The sequence below is a fragment of the Saccharibacillus sp. CPCC 101409 genome, assembly GCF_030518235.1.
GTDB lineage: Bacteria > Bacillota > Bacilli > Paenibacillales > Paenibacillaceae > Saccharibacillus.
Genome location: NZ_JAULSA010000005.1, coordinates 149,290 through 171,798 on the forward strand (window position 1 = coordinate 149,290; position 22,509 = coordinate 171,798).

General features: G+C 60.3%; 23 protein-coding genes. 6 read left to right on the plus strand and 17 right to left on the minus strand.

Annotated elements, in window-relative coordinates:
• Positions 1–3 precede the first annotated feature (3 nt).
• From fabF to QWJ34_RS13295, 9 genes are all read right to left on the minus strand, one after another.
• Positions 4–1,248, minus strand: coding sequence for a beta-ketoacyl-ACP synthase II (gene fabF / locus QWJ34_RS13255; RefSeq protein WP_302728447.1), 1,245 nt, complete (start codon positions 1,246–1,248; stop codon positions 4–6).
• A 151-nt stretch (positions 1,249–1,399) separates the two neighbouring features.
• Positions 1,400–1,633, minus strand: coding sequence for an acyl carrier protein (acpP, locus tag QWJ34_RS13260; protein WP_037282458.1), 234 nt, complete (start codon positions 1,631–1,633; stop codon positions 1,400–1,402).
• Positions 1,634–1,711: 78 nt separating this feature from the next.
• Positions 1,712–2,461, minus strand: coding sequence for a 3-oxoacyl-[acyl-carrier-protein] reductase (gene fabG, locus QWJ34_RS13265; RefSeq protein WP_302728452.1), 750 nt, complete (start codon positions 2,459–2,461; stop codon positions 1,712–1,714).
• A 116-nt stretch (positions 2,462–2,577) separates the two neighbouring features.
• On the minus strand, positions 2,578–3,513 hold the full coding sequence (gene fabD / locus QWJ34_RS13270; RefSeq protein WP_302728454.1) for an ACP S-malonyltransferase: 936 nt from the start codon (positions 3,511–3,513) through the stop codon (positions 2,578–2,580).
• A gap of 14 nt (positions 3,514–3,527) precedes the next feature.
• Positions 3,528–4,517 (minus strand): beta-ketoacyl-ACP synthase III, encoded by a 990-nt coding sequence (locus QWJ34_RS13275; RefSeq protein WP_302728456.1) that lies wholly within the window; start codon positions 4,515–4,517, stop codon positions 3,528–3,530.
• An 11-nt stretch (positions 4,518–4,528) separates the two neighbouring features.
• The gene (gene plsX / locus QWJ34_RS13280; RefSeq protein ID WP_302728458.1) at positions 4,529–5,542 is read right to left on the minus strand and encodes a phosphate acyltransferase PlsX; all 1,014 of its coding nucleotides are present in this window, start codon (positions 5,540–5,542) and stop codon (positions 4,529–4,531) included.
• Positions 5,543–5,566: 24 nt separating this feature from the next.
• The gene (fapR, locus tag QWJ34_RS13285; RefSeq protein ID WP_302728460.1) at positions 5,567–6,229 is read right to left on the minus strand and encodes a transcription factor FapR; all 663 of its coding nucleotides are present in this window, start codon (positions 6,227–6,229) and stop codon (positions 5,567–5,569) included.
• Positions 6,230–6,581: 352 nt separating this feature from the next.
• The gene (rpmF, locus tag QWJ34_RS13290; protein ID WP_018975076.1) at positions 6,582–6,755 is read right to left on the minus strand and encodes a 50S ribosomal protein L32; all 174 of its coding nucleotides are present in this window, start codon (positions 6,753–6,755) and stop codon (positions 6,582–6,584) included.
• Between the two features lie 69 nt (positions 6,756–6,824).
• A complete protein-coding gene (locus QWJ34_RS13295; protein WP_302728463.1) occupies positions 6,825–7,334 on the minus strand; it encodes a YceD family protein in 510 nt (169 codons plus the stop codon).
• 305 nt (positions 7,335–7,639) lie between these two features.
• Between QWJ34_RS13295 and QWJ34_RS13300 the strand changes: the two genes are divergently transcribed.
• The gene (locus tag QWJ34_RS13300) at positions 7,640–8,890 is read left to right on the plus strand and encodes a nucleotidyltransferase (RefSeq protein WP_302728806.1); all 1,251 of its coding nucleotides are present in this window, start codon (positions 7,640–7,642) and stop codon (positions 8,888–8,890) included.
• Here QWJ34_RS13300 and QWJ34_RS13305 read toward each other — a convergent pair.
• The 6 genes from QWJ34_RS13305 to QWJ34_RS13330 all read right to left on the minus strand — a co-directional run bounded on the left by QWJ34_RS13305 (position 8,863) and on the right by QWJ34_RS13330 (position 13,869).
• Complete coding sequence (locus QWJ34_RS13305) at positions 8,863–9,912, minus strand: SepM family pheromone-processing serine protease (protein ID WP_302728465.1); 1,050 nt, start codon at positions 9,910–9,912, stop codon at positions 8,863–8,865. The genes QWJ34_RS13300 and QWJ34_RS13305 overlap by 28 nt on opposite strands.
• Before the next feature lie 84 nt (positions 9,913–9,996).
• A complete protein-coding gene (coaD, locus tag QWJ34_RS13310) occupies positions 9,997–10,500 on the minus strand; it encodes a pantetheine-phosphate adenylyltransferase (protein ID WP_302728467.1) in 504 nt (167 codons plus the stop codon).
• An 8-nt stretch (positions 10,501–10,508) separates the two neighbouring features.
• A complete protein-coding gene (gene rsmD / locus QWJ34_RS13315) occupies positions 10,509–11,099 on the minus strand; it encodes a 16S rRNA (guanine(966)-N(2))-methyltransferase RsmD (RefSeq protein WP_302728469.1) in 591 nt (196 codons plus the stop codon).
• A 168-nt stretch (positions 11,100–11,267) separates the two neighbouring features.
• Entirely contained in the window at positions 11,268–12,167 is a 900-nt protein-coding gene (locus QWJ34_RS13320; RefSeq protein ID WP_302728470.1) for an SMP-30/gluconolactonase/LRE family protein, read from the minus strand.
• Between the two features lie 100 nt (positions 12,168–12,267).
• The gene (locus QWJ34_RS13325; RefSeq protein ID WP_302728471.1) at positions 12,268–12,927 is read right to left on the minus strand and encodes an SGNH/GDSL hydrolase family protein; all 660 of its coding nucleotides are present in this window, start codon (positions 12,925–12,927) and stop codon (positions 12,268–12,270) included.
• 114 nt (positions 12,928–13,041) lie between these two features.
• Positions 13,042–13,869, minus strand: a complete 828-nt coding sequence (locus tag QWJ34_RS13330) for an AraC family transcriptional regulator (RefSeq protein WP_302728472.1) — start codon at positions 13,867–13,869, stop codon at positions 13,042–13,044.
• Between the two features lie 123 nt (positions 13,870–13,992).
• On the opposite strand from QWJ34_RS13330, the gene QWJ34_RS13335 reads away from it, so the two are divergent.
• Complete coding sequence (locus tag QWJ34_RS13335; RefSeq protein ID WP_302728474.1) at positions 13,993–16,017, plus strand: beta-galactosidase; 2,025 nt, start codon at positions 13,993–13,995, stop codon at positions 16,015–16,017.
• A 158-nt stretch (positions 16,018–16,175) separates the two neighbouring features.
• Here the strand turns inward: QWJ34_RS13335 and QWJ34_RS13340 are convergent, their stop codons facing one another.
• Complete coding sequence (locus QWJ34_RS13340) at positions 16,176–17,060, minus strand: Yip1 family protein (RefSeq protein ID WP_302728475.1); 885 nt, start codon at positions 17,058–17,060, stop codon at positions 16,176–16,178.
• A gap of 84 nt (positions 17,061–17,144) precedes the next feature.
• On the minus strand, positions 17,145–18,812 hold the full coding sequence (locus QWJ34_RS13345; protein WP_302728477.1) for a glycoside hydrolase family 13 protein: 1,668 nt from the start codon (positions 18,810–18,812) through the stop codon (positions 17,145–17,147).
• Positions 18,813–19,023: 211 nt separating this feature from the next.
• Between QWJ34_RS13345 and QWJ34_RS13350 the strand changes: the two genes are divergently transcribed.
• The 4 genes from QWJ34_RS13350 to QWJ34_RS13365 all read left to right on the plus strand — a co-directional run bounded on the left by QWJ34_RS13350 (position 19,024) and on the right by QWJ34_RS13365 (position 22,247).
• Positions 19,024–19,233 (plus strand): helix-turn-helix transcriptional regulator, encoded by a 210-nt coding sequence (locus tag QWJ34_RS13350; protein ID WP_302728478.1) that lies wholly within the window; start codon positions 19,024–19,026, stop codon positions 19,231–19,233.
• Complete coding sequence (locus QWJ34_RS13355; RefSeq protein ID WP_302728480.1) at positions 19,226–19,549, plus strand: hypothetical protein; 324 nt, start codon at positions 19,226–19,228, stop codon at positions 19,547–19,549. The genes QWJ34_RS13350 and QWJ34_RS13355 overlap by 8 nt, the downstream gene beginning before the upstream one ends.
• Positions 19,550–19,660: 111 nt before the next feature.
• Positions 19,661–20,089, plus strand: a complete 429-nt coding sequence (locus QWJ34_RS13360; RefSeq protein WP_302728482.1) for a hypothetical protein — start codon at positions 19,661–19,663, stop codon at positions 20,087–20,089.
• 166 nt (positions 20,090–20,255) lie between these two features.
• Positions 20,256–22,247: a GTP-binding protein gene (locus QWJ34_RS13365; RefSeq protein WP_302728484.1), complete on the plus strand. Its 1,992-nt coding sequence runs from the start codon at positions 20,256–20,258 to the stop codon at positions 22,245–22,247.
• Positions 22,248–22,509: the final 262 nt, after the last annotated feature.

Here is a 22,509-nt window from a genome sequence, read left to right on the forward strand (position 1 = left end):
TCCTTACGCTTCGAATTTTTTGAGAATGACGGAAGCGTTATGGCCTCCGAACCCGAACGAGTTCGACATGACGATGTTCAGATCCGCTTTGCGGGCCTTGTTCGGCACATAGTCGAGATCGCATGCTTCATCCTGGTTGTCGATATTGATCGTCGGGGCGAGAATCTGATTCTCCAGCGAAAGCGCGCAAATAACCGCTTCCACGCCGCCGGCCGCGCCCAGCAGGTGTCCGGTCATCGACTTGGTCGAACTGACCGCAATCTTGTAGGCGTGATCGCCCAGCGCCGATTTGACCGCCGTCGTCTCGGACCGGTCTCCGGCCGGCGTGGACGTGCCGTGCGCGTTGATGTAATCCAGATCTTCCGGCTGGAGTCCGGCGCTCTTAAGCGCCATCTTCATGCAGCGCGCCGCGCCGTCCGGATCGGGATCGGTCATATGGTGCGCGTCCGCGCTCAGTCCGTAGCCGATCACTTCGGCATAGATGTGCGCGCCGCGCGCCTGCGCGTGCTCCAGCGATTCGAGAATGAATACGCCCGCGCCTTCGCCCATAACGAAACCGTCGCGGTCCTTGTCGAACGGACGGCTGGATTTCTCCGGCTCGTCGTTGCGCGTGGACATCGCCCGCATGGCGCCGAAGCCCGCGAGTCCCGTCGGACGGATCGTCGCTTCCGCGCCGCCGCAGATCATCGCGTCGGCATCGCCGCGCGCGATCAGCTTGAACGAGTCGCCGATCGAATGCGTGCCCGTCGCGCAGGCCGTGACGACCGTGGTATTCGGGCCTTTGGCGCCGAGTTTGATCGAGACGTCGCCCGAGCCCATATTCGCGATCATCATCGGGATAAAGAACGGGCTGACCCGTTTCGGTCCTTTTTGCGTCAGGGTCGTAAACTGGTCTTCCCACGTGCCGAGGCCGCCGATGCCGGAACCGACGATAACGCCAACCCGTTCCGCTTCGATATTGCCGCCGATCTTAAGCCCGCTGTCTTGAAGCGCTTCGGAAGAAGCCGCGTACGCGAATTGCACATAGCGGTCCATCTTGCGGGCTTCTTTGCGTTCCACATAGTCTTCCGGGTTGAAGTCGTGAATCTCCGCGGCAATCTGCGTCGAGTATTCGCTGACATCGAAGCTCTCGATGCGCGAAATGCCCGATTTGCCTGCAAGCAAGTTGTTCCAAAACGTTTCCACGTCCTTGCCGAGGGAAGTCACGACTCCCATACCGGTAACGACTACTCTGTGCTGCTGCTCCATATGGGTCACCTCATATATTGACATCTATTATTGACGAAATACCGGACTTCCCCGTTCGGAATCGGTCCGGCATTCTTGTTGTTTCCGTAAATGAAGGAGAAGTCCCGAGCCGGCTCTGTGAAGAAGCGCGGAGCGGGACCCTTAAACGCCCTTAGGTATGCGATTGTATGTAGCTCACAACGTCACCTACGGTCGTGATTTTCTCTGCGTCTTCGTCAGAGATCTCCAAGTCGAATTCGTCTTCGAGCTCCATTACCAATTCGACCACGTCGAGCGAGTCCGCTCCGAGATCTTCTTTGAAAGAAGCTGTCGGCGTAACCTCCGCTTCGTCAGCGCCAAGGCGGTCAACGACGATGCGAGTTACGCGTTCCATTACATCAGACATTCCGGTTCACCTCCTCTTCAAATGGTATTATACGAGAAGCTCCGCCAAAAAGCCACTATTTACATGGTTGACATGGACTTACATGTACATCCCGCCGTCGACATGCAGGACTTGTCCCGTCATGTACGAGGCATCGGGCGAAACCAGAAAAGCGACGGCCGTCGCGACTTCCTCCGGACGGCCGAGACGATTCAGCGGAATGCCGGCGAGCAGCCCGCTTTTGATCTCGTCGGACAGGACGTCCGTCATGTCCGTGTCGATAAAGCCCGGAGCGACGCAGTTGACCGTAATGCCGCGGCTGCTGAACTCGCGCGCGCACGATTTGGTCATGCCGATCACGCCCGCTTTGGCGGCCGTGTAGTTCACCTGGCCGGCGTTGCCGATCGCGCCGACGACCGACGAGATATTGACGATCCGTCCCGAGCGCTGCTTCATCATGGGCCGGGTTACGGCTTTGATGCAGTTGAACACGCCTTTGAGGTTCGTTTCGATCACGTCGTCGAATTCTTCTTCCTTCATGCGCATCACCAGATTGTCGCGCGTGATGCCCGCGTTGTTGACCAGGATATCGAGACTGCCGAATTCGGCCGTGACGGCTTTGATCAGTTCTTCCGCTTCGGCGCTTTTGCCCACGTTCGCTTTGAACGCCGCGGCTTTGACGCCGAGGTCTTCCAGCTCTCGCACGACTTCGAGCGCGGCGGCTTCGTTGCCGGCGTAATTGACGGCGACGTTGGCGCCTCGTCGGCCCAGTTCGAGCGCGATTGCCCGGCCGATGCCGCGCGAAGCGCCCGTTACGAGAGCGTTCTGTCCCTGGATATTCCGTTCCATGCTATTCCTCCCGTTGCGAAGCGGCCGGGCAATGCCTGCGTCCTGTCGCGGACAAGCCCCCGGTCGCGCTTGCGAAATAAAGTCCGCCGTTGTTTGCCCGGCCGGTCAAAAGCCGGTCAAGCCAGCGCTTCGGCAAGCGCGTCCGCGCTTTCCATGCTGTTCACGCTGAATACGCGCACGGTCTTGTCGATCTTCTTGACCAGGCCGGTCAGCACGCTGCCCGGGCCGATCTCCACGAACGTATCGACGCCTTCGCCGATCAGCCACTGCACGCTGTCTTCCCACAGCACGGGCGAGTACACCTGGCTGATCAGCGACTGCCGCACGTCTTCCGCGCCGGAGACCGGGCGGGCGCCGACATTGGCGACCACCGGCAGAGAGCCGTCGGAAAAATTCACTTCCGCCAGCTTGGCGCCCAGCTTCTCCGCCGCTTCCTTCATGAGCGAGGAATGGAACGGTCCGCTCACTTCCAGCGCAATCGCCCGCTTCGCGCCGATTTCTTTGACGCGCGCGCTCAGCGCTTCGACGCCTTCGGCGGAACCGGAAACGACGATCTGCCCCGGGCAGTTCATATTGGCCGGTTCGACCGTCGTTCCCGCCGCCGAGACTTCGGCGCACAGTTCGGCCAGCTTCTCGCGGTCCGCGCCGAGCACGGCCGCCATCGCGCCGCGTCCGCCCGGTACCGCTTCTTCCATAAACTGTCCGCGGGCTCTAACCGTCTTGACCGCGTCTTCGAACGAGAGCACGCCGGCCGCGGCCAGCGCGCTGTACTCGCCCAGGCTGTGGCCCGCGGCGTAATCCGCCCGGATGCCTTTGGCCTTGACCGCTTCGAGCAGCGCAAGACTCGCCGTCAGCAGCGCGGGCTGCGTGTTCGACGTCTGCTTCAGCTCTTCGGCCGGTCCGTCGAATACGAGCTTCGTCAGCTCGAAGCCGAGCGCGCGGTCCGCCGTTTCGAACAGCGCTTTGGCTTCCGGCAGCTTGTCGTAGGCGTCGCGCGCCATGCCGACGCTCTGCGCGCCCTGTCCGGGAAATATAAATGCGATTTTACCCATAAATGAACTCTCCTCTACCAGATCAGTGCGGTTCCGCCCCAGGTCAGGCCGCCGCCGAAGCCGACCATTACCACGCGGTCGCCTTCTTTGACGCGGCCTTCTTCGACCGCTTCGACCAGCGCGAGCGGAATGGACGCCGCCGACGTGTTGGCATACTTCTGCACGTTGATCATCACCCGGTCTTCCGACAGGTCCAGACGCTGCATCGCGGACTGGATAATGCGGATATTGGCCTGGTGCGGGATAAACAAATCGATGTCTTCTTTGGTCATTTCGGCTTTGCGCAGCACTTCTTCGGTCGCCGTGCCCATGACCCGCACCGCGAATTTGAACACTTCGCGTCCGCTCATATAGATAAAGTGCTGCTTCGCCGCGAGCGTTTCGGGCGAAGACGGCAGGCGCGATCCGCCGGCCGGCAGCTTGAGCAGCTCGCCGCCCGTGCCTTCCGCGCCCAGATCGAACGATTGGAACCCGCGTCCTTCCGGCACTTCGCCGATTACCACCGCGCCCGCTCCGTCGCCGAACAGCACGCAGGTGTTGCGGTCGGTATAATCCGTAATCCGCGACAGCGTATCGGCGCCGATGACCAGCGCGTTATTGTACATGCCGTTCTGGATAAATCCGGTCGCCGCCGCCAGGCTGTACACGAAGCCCGAGCAGGCCGCGCCCAGATCGAAAGCCGCCGCTTTCTTGGCGCCGAGTCTTTCCTGCAGGATGCAGGCCGTCGAAGGAAACGTCGTATCCGGCGTGATTGTCGCCACCACGATCAGATCGAGTTCTTCGGCTTTGAGCCCGGCCGAATCCAGCGCTTTGATCGCCGCTTCGTAAGCCAGATCCGAAGTCGCCTGTTCCGGGGCGGCGATATGCCGTTCTCGGATGCCTGTGCGGCTGACGATCCATTCGTCGTTCGTATCCACCATTTTTTCGAGTTCCGCGTTGTTCAAAATGCGTTCCGGCACGTATTTGCCCGTTCCGATGACGCCGACCGGCCGTAAATTTTTCATCTTTATGTCACTCACTTCCCGCTGATTTGCTGATTAAGAGTCGCCATGCTTTCCGAAATACTGGACACGAGCCGGTGTTCCAGCGCCGTTCTCGACTGGCGGACCGCATTCTTGATCGCTTCCGCGTCGGACGAGCCGTGCGCTTTGACGACAAGCCCGTTAAGTCCGAGCAGCGGCGCGCCGCCGTGTTCTTTATAATCCATCTTCGATCTGAGGCCCCGCAGCTGCGGCATAATGAGCGCCGCGCCCACTTTGGCTTTGAACGAAGAAGTCAATTCCTGCTTGAGCAGCTTGAATACCGCTCCCGCCGTTCCTTCGAGCGATTTGAGCAGAATATTGCCGGCGAAGCCGTCGCAGACAAGCACGTCGCAGACCCCGTCCAGAATATCGCGCGCTTCGACGTTGCCCACGAAGTTGACGGGCAGCTCCGACAGCAGCGGAAACGCCGCCTTGGTCAGTTCGTTGCCTTTGCCGGGCTCCGTGCCCACGTTCAGCAGTCCGACTCTCGGGCGTTCGATGCCGTCGACTTTCTCGCGGTACAAACTGCCCATCAGCGCGTACTGCGCCAGATGCTCCGGCTTCGCGTCCATATTCGCGCCGAGATCGAGCGCGAGCGTTCCCGTGCCGCGCTCGTCCAGCGTCGGAATCATCGGCGCGAGCGCCGGGCGCTCCACGCCGCTCATCCGCCCGACGACGAGCAGTCCCGCCGTCATCAGGGCGCCGGTGTTGCCGGCCGAGATCATCGCGTCCGCAAGACCTTCTTTGACCATCCGTCCCGCCACGACCATCGAAGCGTCTTTTTTGCGACGGACGGCTTTGACCGGTTCGTCTTCCCCCGAGATGACCTCGCCCGCGTGCACGATCGTAAGATTGGACCTGCCGGCGCCGATCAGCGGCGCAAGCTTACTCTCGTCGCCGATCAGCTTGATCGTGACGTCGCTCCATTCGGCCGCCGCGGCCAGCGCTCCCGCAGCCGTGCTTTCCGGCGCGTGGTCGCCGCCCATGGCGTCTATTGCAATAATCATTTCCGCGTCCTCCCCATAGCCGTGTTACCGGTTCTTGTTGTCGTCGGACCGGTAAATGATGAAGTTCCCCTGAAATACCATCTCTTCGCCGACATACGAGAGCACTTCCACCTTGGCCCGCCCGGCTTTGCCGGGACTTGTGCGCACATACGCTTTGGCGATGCACTTCTCGCCGAGATGGATCGGCCGGACGAAGCGCAGATCGGCCGAAGCGGTCAGCGCGATCTCGTCGTTGATGACGGCGACGGCCAGCGAATTCGCCTGGGCGAAAATATGGTGTCCGCGCGCGATCTGCGTCCGGGTGAATACATGCTCCTCGCGGATTTCGAAGATCGAAATGCCGCTGCGGTCGAGCTGAAGATCGATAATGTCGCCGATGACTTCTTCCGCCGCCAGCGAGCGCACCTGGTCGTAAGAACGCTCCGCCATCAGCTTCATCCGCTCGCGGAGTTCGGGAATCCCCAGCTCCATCCGGTCGAGCCGAATCGTCTGAATGCTGACTTTGAGGCGGCGCGTCAGTTCCCGGTCGGTCACGAACGGATTCTCGTCGATCAGCTCGACGAGCCGCTGCTGACGCTGACGTTTCGGTAAACGTTCGATGCCGGTCTCCCCCTTCGCAGGCGCGAAAAAATACGCGCCGGCCGTTGCTAAACCGCATGCGTCGGTACTGCCGTCCGTTCGGTGCATGCGTTTCGATACATTCGGTAAAACCGATCCGTTTATTCGCGCCCAGGCAACTTGTTTCATTTGATCGAGGCAAGTCGCCGGGGCCGCGTCCCCTTTGAAACTCTTTTTCTATATGAAGCTTTATGGTCGATCCCAGTCTCCGCCGCGTCCGCGCAATCTTGTGCGCTTCTTTATGTGGTCCGCCGCAAAAGGTTTTAGAACCTGGTACTAATCGCTAGTATAAAGCATTCCCTGCAAAAAAGAAAGAGGGCGGTCTGCGGACGCCGGCGGCGAGCCCGCCCGGGCCAAAAAGAAAAGCCCCGCCGAAAAGGCGGGGCTTGACTTGCGGACCGGGCGGTCCGCCGCGAGAATATTATTGAGAAATAACTTCTCTGGATTTGTAAGTTCCGCAAACTTTGCATACGTGGTGAGCCAGCTTGAGCTCTCCGCATTGTTCGCACTTCACCATGCCCGGCACCGCCAGCTTGAAATGCGTGCGGCGCTTGTCGCGGCGCGTCTTGGACGTTCTCCGTTGAGGTACTGCCATGTTTAACACCTCCTTATTCAAGTCAACCGGCCGAAACCGGATGTAATCCTTGCCCGAAAACCTGTGCGCTTACTTAAAGAAATCTTTGAGCCCGGCAAGCCGGGGGTCGATTACCGTATTGTCGCAGCCGCAGGCCGTTTCGTTCAGATTGGTTCCGCACGTTTGGCAGAGCCCTTTGCAGTCTTCTTTGCACAGCGGCGCGTTCGGCACGCCGAGCGTCACGTGCTCTTCGAGGTAAGGCGACAATTCGAACGTATCTTCCGTCACCAGAAGCATGTCCTCGTCGTCTTCGAGTTCCTCTTCGCCTTCTTCCCGCTGCTTGAACCGTTCTTCGAACGGAATCCGCAGTTCCACATGCGCCGGTTCCAGACAGCGCGAGCAAACCATATCCAAATGTCCCGAAAGCGTCCCGCGAACTTCCACCGTTCCGTCGAGCGACGGCGCAGCCGTCAAATCGGCCTCGAGGGGAGAAGCGGAGATCACGTCCGTGCGACCTTCGATCGATCGTTCGATCGGCACGCTGCCGGTCAAACGAACCGGTTCGCCGTTTTGAATCGTTCTGCGCAGATGCAGACGCATATTCATCACTCCAAACAAACAAAGTTATTATATCGACTTCACTTCGGTTTTGTCAACCGTCAGTCAAGTATTTTTCATTTACGGCCTTTTCGGCCCGCGGCGCGGGCTTGCGGTTCCTTTCGCCCTTTCGCAAAGTGATTTTCGCGTGTACGCTAGAGACAAAGGGAGACAAACGCTTGCCGCTTCCGCGGATCAAAGTCCCGCCGCCGGCAGGCTGCGACAGCCCAGCGGCGGCCGAAGACCGGACGAAGCTTTATTCTACCATATATTTTCTGCTCTGTTAAGAGAGGAGACGTGTTTTTTTGATGAAAACGGTCGGATTGATCGTCGAGTACAACCCGTTTCACAACGGCCACCTGCTGCATTTGAACCGCTCGCGCGAGCTTGCGGGCGCCGATGCGGTGGTCGCCGTGATGAGCGGCCCGTTCACCCAGCGCGGCGAGCCCGCGCTGCTGTCCAAGCGCGCCCGCGCGGAGATGGCGCTGGCCGCGGGCGCCGACCTGGTGCTGGAGCTGCCGGTGCTGTACGCACTCCAGCCCGCCGAATGGTTTGCCTTCGGCGCGGTCTCGCTGCTGGACGCGACCGGCGTCGTGGACAGCCTGTGCTTCGGCAGCGAGAGCGGCGAGCTGGAGCCGCTGGAAGCCCTGGCTTCGCGCATGGCCGGCGGGGAATCGCCGGCTATGCGCGAAGCGCTGCGTCAGGCCCTCGCGGCGGGCCTGAGCTACCCGGCCGCCTATGCGAAGGCGGCCTCGCAGGTCCCCTGCGGCGGCGATTCCGCCGAAGGCGCCGCGGCCCTGCTGCGCAATCCGAACGATACGCTCGGATTGCAGTACCTGCTGGCGCTGCGCCGCATCGCCAGCGGCATTGCGCCGCTGACAATGCGGCGCGAGCAGGCCGGCTACCACGACGCCGGCCTGCCCGCGGGCGGGGCGATCGCCAGCGCGACGGCGCTGCGCGCCGCGCTGGCGCGCGGACCGGGCGGCCTGGACGAGGCCGCCCCGTACGTGCCGCAGACCTCGCTGCGCATCCTGCGCCGCGAGGCCGAGGCCGGCCGCCTGCTGGCCGCCGGCTGGGAGGCGCTGGCGCAGCCTCTCTTCGCCGCGCTGATTACGCGCGCGCCGGAAGAACTGGCCCTCGTGCCGGAAGCCGCCGAGGGCCTGGAGCACCGCATTTCCGCCGCCCTGCCGCGCCTGGCGGAACCGGGCGTCGAATGCCTGCTCGCCGCGGTCAAGACCAAGCGCTATACGCGCACCCGCCTGCAGCGGCTGCTGGCGCACGCGCTGCTGAACCACTCCGGCGCCCTGTTCGGCCGCGAGAACCTGGCCCTCGGTCCGCGATACCTCCGCGTGCTGGGCTTCTCGCCGCAGGGCCGCCTGCTGCTCAAAGCCATGAAAAAAACGGCGAAGCTGCCCGTCGTCGTCCGCGCCGCGGATCATGCCGATCCGCAGCTGGAGCTCGATATCCGGGCTTCCGCCGTTCACGCTTCGGCGTTCGCCCATGCCGCCGTGAAGGACATGTACGCCGATTATTACTCGCCGCCGGTCGCGGTGTTCTGAACCTTGGCCGGCAGCTTGTCGATATACGCCAGCGCGTCTTCCAGCTTGTCGACGGGCACCAGCGTCATCGAAGAATCCATTTCTTCCAGCTTGTGCTTCGCGACTTCGTAATTGGCCCGCGGCACGAAGAACAGCTCCGCTCCTTTTTCCCGCGCGGCCACGACTTTGTGCTGCACGCCGCCGATCTCGCCGACGGTTCCGTCGGCTTTGATCGTGCCCGTGCCCGCGATCCGGTAACCCCGCGTCAGGTCGCCCGGCGTCAGCTGGTTGTAGATCTCCAGCGTAAACATCAGCCCCGCCGACGGTCCGCCGACCTGCGTTTGGGTAAAAACCACCTCGTCGTCCGGATTGTCCGGCTCGACGCTGAGCACTTCGCCCGTGGAGACGCCAAAGCCCGTGCGCTGCGTGCCGTCGCCGTTGTCGATCTCGATCAGGCGGACGTTTTGCTCGATCTTTTTGCCGCCGCGTTCCAGCTCCACCTCGACCGTATCCCCCGCTTTGCGCGGTTCCAGAATATCGCGAAGATCGTCCAGCGTGGATACGGCCTTGTCGTCGACGCCGAGAATTTTGTCGCCCGCGATAAATTCTTTTTGCTGCGGGTCTTTGTTCGGCACCGTCGTAATAAACGCGTATTCGGTCTCGACGCTGAAATCGATCCCGGCTTCCGTATAAGCGGCCGCCACGGCCGAAGACTGCGACGAATTCATATAATACTGCTGCGTAATCCGGTACTCGTCGTCGTCCTGGTCGCGGTCGCGCTTGCCGATATCGGCGTCGGAATCCAGCAGGGACAGCCCCATCAGCGCCAGATTGGCGTAAGCGACCGAGACGGTCGTCATCATAAACGTTCCGTTTTCCTCCGGATCGCCTCCCGCCACGCTGACCATCGGCTTCACTTCGTCCGCGCTGCCCGGGCGCTCGATCGTATAGGAAGTCGGCATATAGACCACCACGTAAACGAGCAGGGCCAGACAGAGCAAATAAGCCAGGGTGCGACCCCGCGGCATTTTCGGACGCAGCATACGTTGTTCATCTCCTCGCGCTTGAATGAAAGCTTTACAATCCTTATCGGCCTGCGTCGGCTTCAAACTTTGCGGAACCGCTCTTTACCGGCCGTGCAGCTTCGCTTTGAGCGCCGCCTGCACGTCGGGGGTGACCAGCTCGCTTACGTCTCCGTCGAACTGGGCGATTTCTTTGACCACGCTCGAACTCAAATACGAGTACTGCGGATTGGTCATCATAAAAATAGTTTCCACGTTCTCGTTCAGTTTGCGGTTGGTCGTGGCGATCTGCAGCTCGTATTCGAAATCCGTGACCGAACGGATGCCCCGAACAACGACCTGGGCTTTTTTTTGCTCCACATAGTTGACGAGCAGATCGCGGAACACATCCACTTCCACATTCGGCATATCGGCGGTGCCCAGGCGCAGCAACTCCGCTCTTTCCTCGACGGTAAACAGCGGCTTTTTGCTCAAATTGTTAAGCACGGCCACGATCAGCCGGTCGTACTGTTTGGCCGCGCGGTGGATAATATCCATATGCCCGAGCGTAACCGGATCGAAGCTGCCGGGATACACGGCGACCCGCTCGACTTTGCTTGCTTTTTCCATGGTGACTTTTAATCCTCCTCTGCAGGCTGCGCTTGTTCGCCCTGCCGCGGTCTCCACGTATAGATGGAAACGGTCGTTTCGCCGTAAACGGCTTTGCGGTCTTCCGTAAATCCGCCGAATTCGGCCGGATACGCGTACGAAGATTCGTATTCGAGCAAAATGACGGCGCCGGGCCGCAGCAGTCCAAGCTCTTCCATGCGCAGCATCAGCTCCGCTCCGTTCTTCATCCGGTACGGCGGATCGAGAAAGACCAGTTCCAGCTTCGCTTCCCGCTTGGCCAGCGCTTTGAGCGCTCTTTGCGCGTCGTTCCGGTACACTTCGGCGCGCGGCTCGAAGCCGGTCGCGCGCAGATTGCTCCGCACCGTCTCGATACTCTTTGCGTCGGCGTCAACAAAAATCGCCCGCTGCGCTCCTCGGCTCAGCGCCTCGATGCCCAGGCCGCCGGTGCCGGCAAACAAATCCAGCGCGGTTCCCCCGTCGAAAAAAGGACCGATCATGCTGAATATCGCTTCTTTCACTTTATCGGTCGTCGGGCGCGTTCCGCTGCCCGGCACCGCTTTAAGGGGTCTGCCCTTCGCTTCCCCCGCTACTACTCTCACGTCCGGTTGTCCTCCCGTTCTGTCAGGCTGCGCCCAAATATCGGCTTTTCATATCGTAACACAACGAGGCGGCGAGTAAAATCGGGCTTTTGCGAACGCGACTGCAAAAAAAGACTTCCGCCTTCGCCGTTTGCGCCGGCGCGGGCGAAAGTCTTTTCGATCGTTCTTTTATTCGGCGGCCGTTTGGCCGAACAGATGCGCCGGCTGCCCTTTGGGTCCCGGGCGGCAGACGAACAGCGCGCCGGCGAGCGGCTGCTGCGCTTTCCGCTCGTCGGACAATCCGTCCTGCGCGGTCGTAATATACAGATCGCCCAGATCCTCGCCGCCGAACGCGCAGCAGGTCACATTGTCGACGGGCAGCGCGATTTCTCCGATTTTCCGCCCCGATACCGGTTCCCATTTGCTGACGCGGGCTCCGCCGTAATGCGCGATCCACAGATCGCCGTCGGCGTCCACCGCCATGCCGTCCGGCCAGCCTTCTTCGTTTTCAAAAGAAACGACGGTCCGCTCCGCGCCCAGCTCGCCTTTGTCCGCGTCGAATTCGAACGCCTGCACCTTCTTCGTGCCCGTATCGATATAATAAAGCACGGTTCCGTCCGGGCTCCAGCCCAGGCCGTTGGACGTGGATACTTCGCCGAAGATATGCCGGACGGACAAATCGCCGTCCAGGCAGTAGAAGCCGCCCTGTTTGTCTTTGCCGACCAGACTCATCGTGCCGGCCCAGAAGCGTCCGGACGCGTCGCATTTGCCGTCGTTGAACCGGTTGTCGTCGCGGTTCTCCGGGTCCTGGATCGGTTCGAGCTTCCGGCTGTTCAGATCGTAGAACGCAAAGCCGCTTTCCACGGCCAGCACGACTTTATCGTCGGTATGGCCGACCGCCGCTCCCGCTCTTTCCGGCAGTTCGTGCACTTCTTCGCGGCTGTCTTCGGGATGGAAGAAACGCAGCTGCCTGCCTTCGATATCGACCCACATCAGCGCTTTTTTGCTTTCCAGCCAGTTCGGTCCTTCCCCCAGCAGCGCCCGATGCTCGGATACCGGTTCCGGCTTGATGCTTTTCAATTCGTTCATATGAATTCTCCTTCCGGATCATGGATGGACGTTCCGTGTTCGCATTCGGCCAATATGCGGCTATCGCTTCTCTTACCCGAAATGCGGCGCCATTACGCGGTCAATCCCGGCCGCGGTCCCACTCGAAGTCCAGCGCGTCCAGCAGCCCGCGGGCGATGACCATGCTGCCCGCCGCATTCGGATGTACGTGATCCCAGCCGTTCGAGAGCGAGGACAGGATCATATGATGCCCCATCCGGTCGAACGCCGCCTGCGTATCGACCAGTTCCGCGCCGTAGTCGCCGGCCAGACGCTTGATCACCGCTCCATAGCGGTCCATTTTGGAACGCATCGGATCTTCCCGGCCGCTCATATAATAAGGCGTCAGCAGGATCAGCCCTTTGAGGTTGGGCTGCGCCTCGTCCAGCAGTTCGCGCAGGGTCGCTTCGTATTCTTCCGGCGTGATAAAAGACTGGACGGATTCCGGCGTGTCGAACTGCCTCCAGACGTCGTTGATGCCGATCAGAATCGCCAGCCAGTCCGGTTTGTGATCGAGCACGTCGGTCTGCCAGCGCTTCTTCAAATCGCGGACCGTATTGCCGCTGACGCCGGTATTGAGCACCAGCGTATTCAATTCGGGATAGCCTGTGCGCAGCAGCGCGTCGACCAGCTGCGCGTAGCCGCCGCCCAGACCGTTTCCGTAACCGACGGGATAGCCGCGCCCCGCGTCGGTAACCGAGTCTCCGATCAGCAGCAGTTTGTCGCGATGAACCAGTTTCATTTCGTTATCCATCTCCTTAAATCCGGATCGGGACCGGCGCGCAGCCTGCCCGATGCGATAATTCTTTGCACGATCAAACATTCGCCGCCGGCGCGCCCATTCCTTCCCTGGCGGTCAATGCAGCGTGCGAAACTGCTCCGGGGTCACGCCTTCCTGCTTGCGGAACGTGGCGACGAAATGGCTGGCGTCGCGGAAGCCGACCAGCCCGGATACTTCCTTGACGGTCATCCGGGGATGCAGGGTCATCATCTCTTTGGCTTTGCGCAGCCGAAGCAGAATCAGATAAGCGTAAGCGGTCATGCCGAACGCCTGCTTGAACAGCGTGTTCAGATGGCGGGGCGTAATATCCGCGCGCAGCGCCATATCGTCGAGCCCGATGCCGGAATCCGCGTAATGGCGGTCGAGGAATTCCAGCACGGGCGCAAGCCGGCGCACGGAATTCGACAGCGAAGGCATGCGGTTGACCCGGCCGTCTTTCTTGAGCAGCGTCAAAAAGCGGTAGACTTCCACCGAAATGCCGAGTCCCGACAGATCCCGTTCGCGCGCGATCCGCTCCAGCAGGGACGGAACGAAGCCGGCGAGCTCCGACCCTTCGTCCCATCCGTAATACGAGGAGACCGGCAGTCCGAGCGTGCCGAGCATCGCGCCCGTCTGCGCGCCGCCGAACGTCATATAGAACGTACCCCAATTGTCTTCAAGCGGGTAATACGAATGGCTTTCGCCGGGAAGCAGCAGAATGCCCGCTCCTTTTTCCAGGATGTATTTCGCTCCGCCCATCGAGAATTCGCCTCTGCCCCGAACGGTTTGCAGCCAGTGGTAGCAGTTGTAGCCTTCGCTTCTGCCCACCGCTTCCTGGTCCGGGTTATAGCCGATGCTTTCCATGTAAAGAGGCAGGGGCAAATCTTTGAATTCCGTAAAAAATCGTCTGTTCACGCTGTTCATCGCCGCATCCCCTTCGGACCCGATTATTTCTTTATTTTTATACCGATCGTCCAATTTATTATATTTTATAATAATATTCAAAAGGTTAATATGGACTTATTCTTATATGACGAGGTGACTTGAATGATCAGCAGCAAGCTTCCCAAGATCTTCTACGGCGGCGATTACAACCCCGAACAGTGGGACGAGGAGACGCGCCGCGAAGACCTCCGCATGTTTAATCTGGCAGGCATCGACATCGCGACCGTCAATGTGTTTGCCTGGGCGTTGAACCAGCCGGACGAAACAACCTATAACTTCGAGTGGCTCGATCAATTGATCGACAGCCTGCATCATAACGGCACTTATGTATGCCTGGCGACGAGCACGGCGGCCCATCCGGCCTGGATGGCCAAGCGCTACCCGGACGTGCTGCGTACCGACGCCGACGGCCGCAAGCGCAAATTCGGCGGACGGCACAATTCCTGTCCGAACAGCCCGACTTACCGCAAGTATTCGGAAGCGATTGCAGACCGTCTGGCCGAGCGCTATAAAGACCATCCGGCGGTGCTCGTCTGGCATGTGTCCAACGAATACGGCGGCGATTGTTACTGCGAGAACTGCGAGAAAGCGTTCCGTGTCTGGCTGAGAGAACGCTACGGCACGCTGGAACGGCTGAACCATGCCTGGAATACGAATTTCTGGGGCCATACGTTCTACGATTGGGACGAGATCGTCGTGCCGAACAATTTGAGCGAGCACTGGGGCGCGAACAATTCCACGTTCCAGGGCATTTCGCTCGACTACGCGCGTTTCAATTCCGACAGCATGCTGGACTGCTACAAGCTGGAATACGCGGCAATCAAGAAGCATATTCCGGATTCGGTCGTGACGACCAACCTGATGGGCTTTTTCAAGCAGCTCGATTACTTCAAATGGGCCAAAGAGCTGGATATCGTCTCCTGGGACAACTATCCGGGCCTGCAAACGCCGGTCAGCTTCACGGCGATGGCGCACGACCTGATGCGCGGCCTCAAAGACGGCGAACCGTTCATGCTGATGGAACAAACCCCAAGCCAGCAGAACTGGCAGCCTTACAACTCGCTTAAGCGTCCCGGCGTCATGCGGCTGTGGAGCTACCAGGCGGTGGCCCACGGCGCGGATACGGTCATGTTCTTCCAGCTTCGCCGCTCGGTCGGCGCCTGCGAGAAATACCACGGCGCGGTCATCGAGCACGTCGGCCACGAGCATACCCGCGTGTTCCGCGAAGTGTCGGAACTAGGCCGCGAGCTCGGCGAGCTGGGCGACCGTCTGCTCGACTCGCGCCTGCCGGCCAGAGTCGGCATCCTGTTCGACTGGGAGAACTGGTGGGCGATCGAGAAGTCCAGCGGACCGACCGTCGCGCTGAACTACGTCGATCAGATCCACAAGTATTACAAGTCGCTGTACGAACGCAATATTCCGGTCGATCTGCTGAGCGTCGATTCCGACTTCAGCCGCTACGATATCGTGATTGCTCCGGTGCTGTACATGGTCAAACCGGGTACGGCCGGCAAGCTCGAAAGCTTCGTCAAAAGCGGCGGTACGTTCCTGACCACTTTCTTCAGCGGCATCGTGAACGAATCGGACCGCGTCACGACCGGCGGCTATCCGGGCGAGCTGCGAGACCTGCTCGGCATCTGGGTCGAAGAGATCGACGCGCTGTTCCCGGATATGCGCAACAAGATCGTGCTGAAGGATGCGTTCGGCGAACTCAAAGGCGAATACGAATGCGGCATGCTGTGCGATCTGCTTCATACGGAGAGCGCCGAATCTCTCGCCGAATACGGCGACGACTTCTACAAGGGGATGCCGGCGCTGACCCGCAACGCGTTCGGCGAAGGTCGGGCGTACTACGTGGCTTCCGATCCGGAAGACGCTTTTGTCGACGCTCTGCTGAAGAAGCTTTGCGAAGACAAAGGCATCCGGCCGCTGCTGGAAACGCCTCATGGCGTGGAAGTAACGCAAAGAGTCAAAGAAGGCGAAGAGTTCCTGTTTGTGCTCAACCACAACGCCGAAGCATCGTCTTACGAAACCGGCGGCGGCTTCGTCGATCTGCTGACGGGCGAATCGCTGAGCGGCTCCGCTTCGATCCCGGGGCGCGGCGTGCAGATTCTTCAGGCGAAGTAAGCAGTGTCCGGATTCACAGCTTGCACGACAAGTTTTTTATGCGGCTTTGCCCGCGTCCCCGTTACGGGACGCGGGCTTTTTGGCGTGTCCGCCCGGCCTCGCTTCGCGCTTGCCGCAAAACTCCGTCGGGCCGGTTTGGCGGCAAACAGGCGCGGCTCTTAGAAGCCGCCGGTAATAATCACCGCAATAACAACGATGATGGCGACCAGGATAAAAACGCCAAGTCCCAGAATGATTTCGGCGAGCAGCGATGTCCAGGCCGAGAACCGGTGCGCTTCGCCCAGCCCGTGCAGCAGCGCGACGAAAGCCCAGATTCCAAGCACCGCTTCCAGCAGCCCGAATGCCAGCAGCAGAAGGGCCTTGAACGGACTCGCATCGAGAACCGGCGTGGCTTCCGTAAACATTTCTCTTCCGGCGATCAGCAGCTCGGGAATCCAGACCAGGCCGGCCCCGATGCTCAGCATGCCGGCGATTCGGCCGACGACGACCCGCATATCCGTCAGCGTGCCTTTTCCGCCCAGCCATCCGCCGATCAGTTTCAGCAGATAGGAGCCGATATAATAAGTCAGCAATCCGCCGACGGCGCCGCCCACCAGGAAGCTGCCCATAAGCTCCCCCATGGACATCGTATCGCCCAGGTTTCGGGCGGAAGCGCTGTTCATCGAGTTGAAGATTCCCGCGATCATCGCCAGCACAAGGGCATTCCGGGTCGGATTGCCGGAACGGATAAATCCGCTCGTCACCTGCCGCGGATGAATCCACACATTCAACCAGGGGGAGCCGATCGGTTCCGCTTCGGGCGCTCTATCGTCGTAGCGCCGCCCGCCTTGGTCGTAAGCCGATCGTTCGCCGGGATAGCGTTCTTGGCCGCCGGTTCCGTAGCCGCTTTGAACGTCCTGCCCGGCCGAGCCGGAATACCGGTTGTCCGGGCTGCCGTAAGCGCCGCGGCCGCCGTCTCCTTCTTTGCGCAGATCGGGGCCAAACCCCGAATCGCGCCGGTCCCTTTCGTTTTCGTTTCTTCCTCCGCCGTTTCTGCCGTCCATTTCCAACCCCACCGTTTCTCGTCAATTTGTTATCGATTCCGAATCTTTGTGCGTCCAAGCCTGCCGGTTCGTGATTTGATCCGGTTATTTGAGCGTATACACTCTCGCCTCGTACGGACGGAGTTCTTCGCGCCGCATCCCCTCCTCGTCGTAGTTGCCGATCACAAGCGACGCTTCGCGCGAAGCGAAGGCCGGCGGCCATTCCAGCGGCGTGGGTTCGGTCGAGAAGTTGAGCACGACCAGCCACTTCTCGTCGCCCAGCGTCCGGGTGTACGCGTAAAGCGTTTCGTGATCCGGCAGCAGCAGCTCGTAATCGCCGTACGCCATGATCAGATTTTGTTTGCGCAGCGCGATCAGCTTTTTGTAATAGTGGAACACCGCCTGAGGATCGCCGAGCTGCTGCTTGGCGTTGATCGTCACGTAGTTCGAGTTTACCCCGATCCACGGCGTGCCCGTCGTAAACCCGGCGTAGTCGCTGTCGTCCCACTGCACCGGCGTGCGGGCGTTGTCGCGGCCTCTCGTCTGGATCGCCGCCATGACCGTGCCGGGATCGGCGCCGCCGTGCGTTACCCGTTCGTTGTACATATTCAAGCTCTCGATATCTTTGTAATCGTCGATCATCGGGAACTTGACGTTGGTCATGCCCAGTTCTTCGCCCTGATAGACGTAAGGCGTTCCTTTGAGCGTGTGCAGCAGCGTTGCGAGCAGCTTGGCCGACTGGACGCGGAATTCGCCGTCGCTGCCGAACCGGGACACCATGCGCGGCTGATCGTGGTTGTTCAGGTACAGGCTGTTCCAGCCTTTTTCGGCCAGTCCGATCTGCCATTTGTGCATGACCGCTTTGAACTGGGGCAGCTTCCACGGCACGATATCCCATTTGCCGCCGGGGCCGCCGTCCAGACGCATATGCTCGAACTGGAACACCATTTGCAGCTCATCGCGCTCTTCGGCCGTATACTTTTTCGCTTCTTCGACCGTCACGCCCGGCATCTCGCCCACCGTCATCACATCGTATTCGGACAGCACCTCGCGGTTCATTTCCTGCAAAAATTCATGGATGCGCGGACCGTTCTCGTAGTACATGCTGCCGTCGGCGATCGGAGCCGTCCCGTTCGAAGGCATCCCTTCCGCTTTGGAGATCAGGTTGATCACGTCCATGCGGAACCCGTCCACGCCTTTGTCCAGCCAGAACTTCATCATATCGTAGACGGCGCGGCGCACGGTTTCGTTTTCCCAATTGAGATCGGGCTGCTTTTTGGAGAACAGATGCAGATAGTACTGGCCGCGCTCCTCGCTGTATTCCCACACCGGACCGCTGAAAAAAGATTCCCAGTTGTTCGGCAGACCGCCGTCTTCCGCCGCGTCGCGCCAGACGTAGTAATCGCCGTACTCCCCGTCCGGGCTGCACTTCGATTCCACAAACCAGGCGTGCTCGTCCGACGTGTGGTTCACGACCAGGTCCATCATCAGCTTGATGCCGCGTTCGTGCAGCCCGGCCAGCAGTTCTTCCCAATCGGCCATCGTCCCGAACTCGTCCATGATGTCCTCGTAATCGCTGATGTCGTACCCGTTGTCGTCGTTGGGCGATTTATATACCGGCGACAGCCAGATCACATCGACGCCGAGCTCTTTCAAATAATCGAGTTTCATAAGGATGCCCCGCAGATCGCCCACGCCGTCTCCGTCGCTGTCCATAAAGCTGCGCGGATAGATCTGGTAAACGACCGCTTCTTTCCAAAATGCGCGTTTCATACCTGTACATTCCTCCCTGGCTGCTTTCTTGCGCGGCCGAAACGCCCATAGGGCGAACGTACCGTGTCTTTACCCTTTTACCCAGAAAGCGGAAAATTGAGCAGTGGAAAAGTCTGGGAGTTAAAAAGGTTGACATTCGATAATAAGTAAAGTAAACTTTACGTAAAGTCAGCTTTACAAAAAATATCGTTCCACAGCGAGGAGGGATGAAGTGCAAACGCGAATCCGCGAAAAGCGCACCGAGTCGGGCATGACGCAGGAAGAACTTTCCGAGCGGCTGGACGTCTCCAGACAAACCGTGATTTCGCTGGAAAAAGGAAAGTACAAGCCTTCTCTGATTCTGGCGCACAAGCTGGCACAGCTGTTCCGCTGCACGATCGAAGAATTATTCATTTTCGAAGGAGATGAGAATATTGAATGAAACGTTGATGCAAATTCTCGGCAATACGGGCGCGATGATCGGACTGTTCGGAGGCATAATACTCGGACTGCTGGGCTGGGGATTCGGGCGTTATATGCAGCGCAAAAATCGTGGACGCGACGAGCGAGCGATCGAGATCGAAACGCGCGCCAAATCGTTTGTCTGGAATGTGATGCTGCCCGCAATCTGGGTCGGCTGGGCGCTGATCTTCCTGTTCGACGGAGTCGACCTTCCTTTCTTCGTGATGATGGCCCTGTTCGTAATCAGCCAGATTGCCTACGTTTCGTCGACCGTTTACCAGAACGGCCGAATCTGAACCCAGCGGAAGAAACAAAGCCTTTTTTCACAAAAATCCCTATGCAAAAAGGCCTATTCCCTGTAAAATTGACTTGTTCCATTATTTTCATTAAAGAGGGGATACAAGGAAATGAACAGGATGTTTACGAAAGCATCGGGAATCCTGCTGATTGCGTTTGCGCTGCTGCTTGGCACGCTTGCCGGACCTGCTCCGGCCCGGGCGGCCGGCACCTACGTCGTTACCTTCAAGGAAGCCCGGCTGGTGTCCAACAGTCATGTCGGCAACGAATGGTACACCGAAGCGCAGGTCAACGGTAAAAATATTGCCGAAGGCGCCAGCGTCAAAGTCTCGTCGGACAATATCAAGCTGTATGCGTACGCCGAAGAACAGGACAAGATTTCGGACGTCGGCGAAACGAGCAAAAGCGTCTCCGCTTCTTCCGTTACTTCTTCCGGCACAACAGTCAAGCTCAAAGTCACCGTTACCGAGAACCGCGGCCGCTACTCCGGTCAATCCGCAGTCTGGGAATTTACGTATACGATCAAAAAGCAGAAATAGAATATCGGACGAACAAGCGCCGCGCAAGCGGCGTTTTTTTGATGATCGAGCTTCGGGGCGGCGCGGGCGCGTGGTACAATAAAGTACCGTTTTCCAATCGCGCGGCCTCCCGGAAGCTTTCCCGACTCGTCCGGACGGCCCGTACAGAATCGAGGGATCAATTTCAGTGAGCGTTTCTTCCCAAGTCCGAAATATCGGCGTATTTGCCCATATCGATGCCGGCAAAACGACGACGACCGAATATATGCTGTACCGCGGCGGCAGCATCCGCACGGCGGGCAGCGTCGACGCAGGCACCGCTTCCACCGACTCGCTCGACGTGGAGCGGGAACGCGGCATTTCCGTGAAAGCGGCTTCAGCTTCGTTGAACTGGAAAGGCGGCAGGATCAATTTGATCGACACGCCGGGACACGCCGACTTCCTGGCCGAGGTCGAGCGGACGCTCGGCGTAATGGACGGCGCCGTGCTGATCGTCTCCGCCGCGGAAAGCGTGCAGGCGCAGACGGAAGTGCTGTGGCAGGCGCTGCGGCTGCTGAACGTCCCCACCCTGATTTATATCAACAAACTCGACCGGATCGGCGCTTCGTTCGAGCGGACGCTCGCCGATATCGCCCGGCTGCTGTCGCCGTCCGCGCTGCCGGTGCAGCGGCCGGTCTACGATGAGGACGGCGCGTTCGCCGGCATTCGGACGCTATGGGACGGCTCGGCGGAAGGCGGCGAAAGCATCGAACAGGCGCGGCGCGAATTCCGGTCCGCGGCAGCGGAGCAAATAGCCGAGTTCGACGAAGAACTGCTGCTGCGCTATATCGAAGGCGATCTTCCGGACGGCGAAGAAACCGTGCGTCTGCTGGGCGTCCATACCGCCGCCGGCCGTGTATATCCGGTCTGCTGCGGCTGCTCGCAGCGCGGACTCGGCATCGAGGAACTGCTGGACGCGATGATCGCTTTCCTGCCCGCTCCCGCGCCCAAACCGGCTCTGGCCGGCATCGTGTTCAAAGTCGAACGCGACCGCGCCATGGGCCGCTCCGTCTGGGTGCGCCTGTACGGCGGAACGCTGCGCAACCGGGACAGCGTCCGGCTGCACGGACGCGAGACCGAAGAGAAGATCACCCAGATCCGCCTGCTCGACGGCCTGAAGAAAGTCGACGCCGGCGAAATTCACGCCGGCGACGTCGCGGCCGTGTTCGGCTTGTCGCAGGCCGCGATCGGCGATGTGATCGGCGACCCGGAGCTGGTGCCGCAAATGCCGGAACTGGCCGTCCCGCTGCTGACCTCGCGCGTCTTCCCGGAAAGCGAAGCCGACTATACCCGCACCGCCGAAGCGCTGCGCGAGCTGACGGACGAAGACCCGCTGCTCGGTCTGGCCTGGCTGCCGGAACTGCGCGAACTGCATGTGCGCATGATGGGCGCGATCCAGCTCGAAGTGCTGGGCAGCACGCTGCATTCACGCTTCGGGCTGAATGTCGGCTTCGGTCCGCCGGCCGTCATCTACAAAGAAACGCCGGCCCGCGTATGCGAAGGCCGAGTGGCTTATCTCGCGCCCAAGCCCTGCTGGGCGATCCTGCACTTCAAGATCGAGCCGGGCGAGCGCGGCAGCGGCCTCGTGTACCGCTCCGAAGCCCGCGCCGACGATATCCTGCCGGCGTACCAGAACGAAGTCCGGCGCCGGGTGCCCGAAGCGCTCAAGCAGGGGCTGTACGGCTGGGAAGTAACCGACCTGCGCGTTACACTGACCTACGGCCAGCACCACGTCTGGCATACCCACCCGCTCGACTTCGTGATCGCCACGCCGATGGGCATCATGAACGGCCTGGCCTCCGGCGGCACCCGGCTGCTGGAGCCGATGCTGCGCTTCCGCATCTCCGTGCCCGAAGCCAATGCCGGCCGCGTATTGAGCGATCTGTCCCGCATGCGGGCCGAGTTCGAACCGCCGCTTGCCGAAGGCGAACGCTTCTTCGTGGAAGGCGTCATCCCCGCCGCCACGTCGCTGGACTACGCCGTGGACCTGCGCTCTTTTACCGGCGGCAAAGGCGTTATGACCGCTTCGTTCGACGGCTACCTGGAAGCCCCGGAAGGCACCGAAGCATCCCGGACGCGTGTCGGCGTCAACCCGCTCGACGAAGCGAAGTATATCCTGAGCGCCAGAAGCGCTCTGTAGGTTCTCGATCCGCTCTTTGCGTTGTGCAAAGCACACGCCCCGAGCCCTTGCGTTGTGCGAAGCACACGCCCCGAGCCCTTGCGTTGTGCGAAGCACACGCCCCGAGCCCTTGCGTTGTGCGAAGCACACGCCCCGAGCCCTTGCGTTGTGCGAAGCACACGCCCCGAGCCCTTGCGTTGTGCGAAGCACACGCCCCGAGCCCTTGCGTTGTGCGAAGCACACGCCCCGAGCCCTTGCGTCGTGCGAAGCACACGCCCTGCGC

Coding starts and splice junctions, on each gene's coding strand:
- fabF (WP_302728447.1), bottom strand. CDS start 1,248: ATGGAGCAGCAGCACAGAGTAGTCGTTACCGGTATGGGAGTCGTGACT.
- acpP (WP_037282458.1), bottom strand. CDS start 1,633: ATGTCTGATGTAATGGAACGCGTAACTCGCATCGTCGTTGACCGCCTT.
- fabG (WP_302728452.1), bottom strand. CDS start 2,461: ATGGAACGGAATATCCAGGGACAGAACGCTCTCGTAACGGGCGCTTCG.
- fabD (WP_302728454.1), bottom strand. CDS start 3,513: ATGGGTAAAATCGCATTTATATTTCCCGGACAGGGCGCGCAGAGCGTC.
- QWJ34_RS13275 (WP_302728456.1), bottom strand. CDS start 4,517: ATGAAAAATTTACGGCCGGTCGGCGTCATCGGAACGGGCAAATACGTG.
- plsX (WP_302728458.1), bottom strand. CDS start 5,542: ATGATTATTGCAATAGACGCCATGGGCGGCGACCACGCGCCGGAAAGC.
- fapR (WP_302728460.1), bottom strand. CDS start 6,229: ATGCACCGAACGGACGGCAGTACCGACGCATGCGGTTTAGCAACGGCC.
- rpmF (WP_018975076.1), bottom strand. CDS start 6,755: ATGGCAGTACCTCAACGGAGAACGTCCAAGACGCGCCGCGACAAGCGC.
- QWJ34_RS13295 (WP_302728463.1), bottom strand. CDS start 7,334: ATGCGTCTGCATCTGCGCAGAACGATTCAAAACGGCGAACCGGTTCGT.
- QWJ34_RS13300 (WP_302728806.1), top strand. CDS start 7,640: ATGAAAACGGTCGGATTGATCGTCGAGTACAACCCGTTTCACAACGGC.
- QWJ34_RS13305 (WP_302728465.1), bottom strand. CDS start 9,912: ATGCTGCGTCCGAAAATGCCGCGGGGTCGCACCCTGGCTTATTTGCTC.
- coaD (WP_302728467.1), bottom strand. CDS start 10,500: ATGGAAAAAGCAAGCAAAGTCGAGCGGGTCGCCGTGTATCCCGGCAGC.
- QWJ34_RS13320 (WP_302728470.1), bottom strand. CDS start 12,167: ATGAACGAATTGAAAAGCATCAAGCCGGAACCGGTATCCGAGCATCGG.
- QWJ34_RS13325 (WP_302728471.1), bottom strand. CDS start 12,927: ATGAAACTGGTTCATCGCGACAAACTGCTGCTGATCGGAGACTCGGTT.
- QWJ34_RS13330 (WP_302728472.1), bottom strand. CDS start 13,869: ATGAACAGCGTGAACAGACGATTTTTTACGGAATTCAAAGATTTGCCC.
- QWJ34_RS13335 (WP_302728474.1), top strand. CDS start 13,993: ATGATCAGCAGCAAGCTTCCCAAGATCTTCTACGGCGGCGATTACAAC.
- QWJ34_RS13340 (WP_302728475.1), bottom strand. CDS start 17,060: ATGGACGGCAGAAACGGCGGAGGAAGAAACGAAAACGAAAGGGACCGG.
- QWJ34_RS13345 (WP_302728477.1), bottom strand. CDS start 18,812: ATGAAACGCGCATTTTGGAAAGAAGCGGTCGTTTACCAGATCTATCCG.
- QWJ34_RS13360 (WP_302728482.1), top strand. CDS start 19,661: ATGAACAGGATGTTTACGAAAGCATCGGGAATCCTGCTGATTGCGTTT.